The organism is Streptomyces sp. NPDC005533, assembly GCF_042871845.1.
Classification (GTDB): domain Bacteria; phylum Actinomycetota; class Actinomycetes; order Streptomycetales; family Streptomycetaceae; genus Streptomyces.
Genome location: NZ_JBIAJH010000160.1, coordinates 1 through 2,200 on the forward strand (window position 1 = coordinate 1; position 2,200 = coordinate 2,200).

Genomic DNA, 2,200 nt, shown 5'->3' on the forward strand with positions numbered 1-2,200 from the left:
GGCAACGACCACCCACACGGTGACCTCACCCGCCGCTCCGTCCCGGACACCCCAGTCCTGGGCAAGGGCGCTGATGATGTTCAGCCCCCGGCCGCTCGCACTGGTGTCGCCTAAAGCCAGGCTTCACAGCACCGGAAGACGTTACTGCCCGCGATCGGGAGAGTCTCAGTCAGGTAACTTCCCGATACCGCCTGGGCCGGCCGCAGTGATCGGCGCCCCCTCTTAACGGCCTGGGTGCGGACAGGGCGGACAGGGCTCCAGTCCAGTTCGCGGCCCTCGCCCTCCCCGAGAGCGCCTGGCCGAAAGGCGCCCACTGAGAATCGAGGGTTTCAGCCGTTTCTAATGATTGATTTGTTTTCCGAGCCTTCAGTCGGTAGACCTTCCATTGACATGTCCTCGACGACAGGGGCGCATTATGCGCAGGAAGATCATTTTGATGTCAGCAATCGGGCTGTTCGCCTTGTCCTCTGCGGGAGCGGCTTCCGCAGCCCAGCCAACCGCCGGGGCAGAGCCGGCTGGACGGTACATAGCATCGCAGCCAGAGGGCGTTCGGTCATCCGGCCACGCAGTGAGCCCTTCGGGCGTCGACCCGGCGGCGATCTACTGTGACGGAGCTTCGTGCCACGGCGTAGACCCCGTCGCCGCGAGGAGCAGCGTGGACGGATACCCATGTATCGTCAACGCTTTCACTCCGGCGGGAGCTGAGCTGTCTACGCCTCGTGGACACGTCGAACTCCTCTACAGCCCGCACTGTCACAGCAATTGGGCACGTATATCCGGAGCGGCGCCAGGAACCCGGTTGTGGGTGCAGAACTGGGACAACGCCGTTCAGGAACAGTTCATTGCCCCCGGGCAGCACAGTGCACACACCGCCATGGTCAACGGCAGGGTGTCGGCCCGGGCCGGGCTCGCGAGCAGGTACACCGCGTGGTACTGACCGTCTGAGCGGCCAAGGGGCACACCTGGCGGCAGGAGGGAGGCGGGCCAGGCATTCGACCCGCGGTCGCCGCTTCCTCCAATACGACGGGGATTCAGCGCGATCTAGCGAGAACCCCGGGAGGAATTGCCCCTCAAGCTGGAGGTGACCCGCACAGGTCCGCACTGGTGGCCTCAGCTGGGACGCTTCTGGTTCTCGATGTACTCCTTGATAGCCGCCAGCGGTGCGCCGCTGCAGGACGCGGCGAAGGAGGAGGGGACCAGAAGTGGTCGCCCCAGAGGTACTTGCGGATATGGCCGGGGACTCCTGACGGAGCCTGCGGGCTGAGACACTCGCCAGCCAAGGGATGGCAACCTTGGGCGGGTAGTGCACGAGCAGGTAGACGTCGTTGCGTCCGCCGTTGACCTCCACGATCTCGGTTCCGCAGCCGGCGCACACGGCGCGCATGATGTCTTCGCAGCTCGACAGTGATTCAGCCGTTGATCAGGTGGGGCCGGAGCTGGGTTCTTCGTGACTCATGGCGGAGTGTGCATACGGCGAATGCCGGACTTTGATGAGCCAGTCATCCCGGCCTCGTAGCATTTCAGTCTGGCGGCCAGGTGGGTGTTGAGACTGTCCCAGACCATCGTAATGGGGCCGCCCAGCTGGATGGGGGCCCGAACGGACAGGTCGCGGCAGTCCTTCCAGGAGGACGGTGACAGCCGGGGAGTTCGCCGGGCCCGCGGAGCGCAGGACCTCCATACCGCCCTCGCGCCAGGCACGGCGCCACCGATGCCCTGGCCGCACAGTCAACCCCGCAGATCCTGCACCGTCACCGCGGTCTTCGCACCCGCCGCGAACCGCTGCCCCCACCTGAAGCTGGCCCCCTCGCCAAAGGCCCGGCGCTCGGCAGCCAGACCCACCCTCCGGATACTTCATACCACCGGCATACCGCAATGATCACAAACCGTCCGACCACCACACACACGGTGGTTGCTGCTGGAAGGCCGGGCGCGGTAGACGGCTTGCGGATGGGCGCGAGCTTGGCGGACGTACCGGCAGAGACGATCGGCCGCACAGGTCGACGGTGTGTGAAAGGAAGAGACAATCATGATGTCCACATTATTCACCCTTCTGTCCCCGAATTGACGCTGATCGTTTTCGCCTTGCCCAGCCCGGTCACCCTCGGACTAAGACCGTGTCCTATGTGGTGAGGCGGACGAGGCGTTTGTAGCAGCAGAGGGCGGCTGCTAGGCCGAGGAAGGCCAGGTAGTTGCGGGGATG

The 2,200-nt window shown here is 65.0% G+C and carries 1 protein-coding gene and 2 pseudogenes; 1 reads left to right on the plus strand and 2 read right to left on the minus strand.

Annotated elements, in window-relative coordinates:
* Positions 1–105 (minus strand): annotated as a pseudogene (locus ACFYP3_RS37565) (ATP-binding protein); the annotation flags it as partial.
* Positions 106–436: 331 nt separating this feature from the next.
* Between ACFYP3_RS37565 and ACFYP3_RS37570 the strand changes: the two are divergent.
* Positions 437–937, plus strand: a complete 501-nt coding sequence (locus tag ACFYP3_RS37570) for a DUF2690 domain-containing protein (RefSeq protein ID WP_388842600.1) — start codon at positions 437–439, stop codon at positions 935–937.
* 342 nt (positions 938–1,279) lie between these two features.
* Here the strand turns inward: ACFYP3_RS37570 and ACFYP3_RS37575 are convergent.
* A pseudogene (locus ACFYP3_RS37575) lies at positions 1,280–1,384 on the minus strand (IS200/IS605 family transposase); the annotation flags it as partial.
* Positions 1,385–2,200 lie beyond the last annotated feature (816 nt).

Excerpts from the sequence above, each read along its gene's own strand:
- ACFYP3_RS37570 (WP_388842600.1), top strand. The coding sequence starts at position 437 with ATGTCAGCAATCGGGCTGTTCGCCTTGTCCTCTGCGGGAGCGGCTTCC.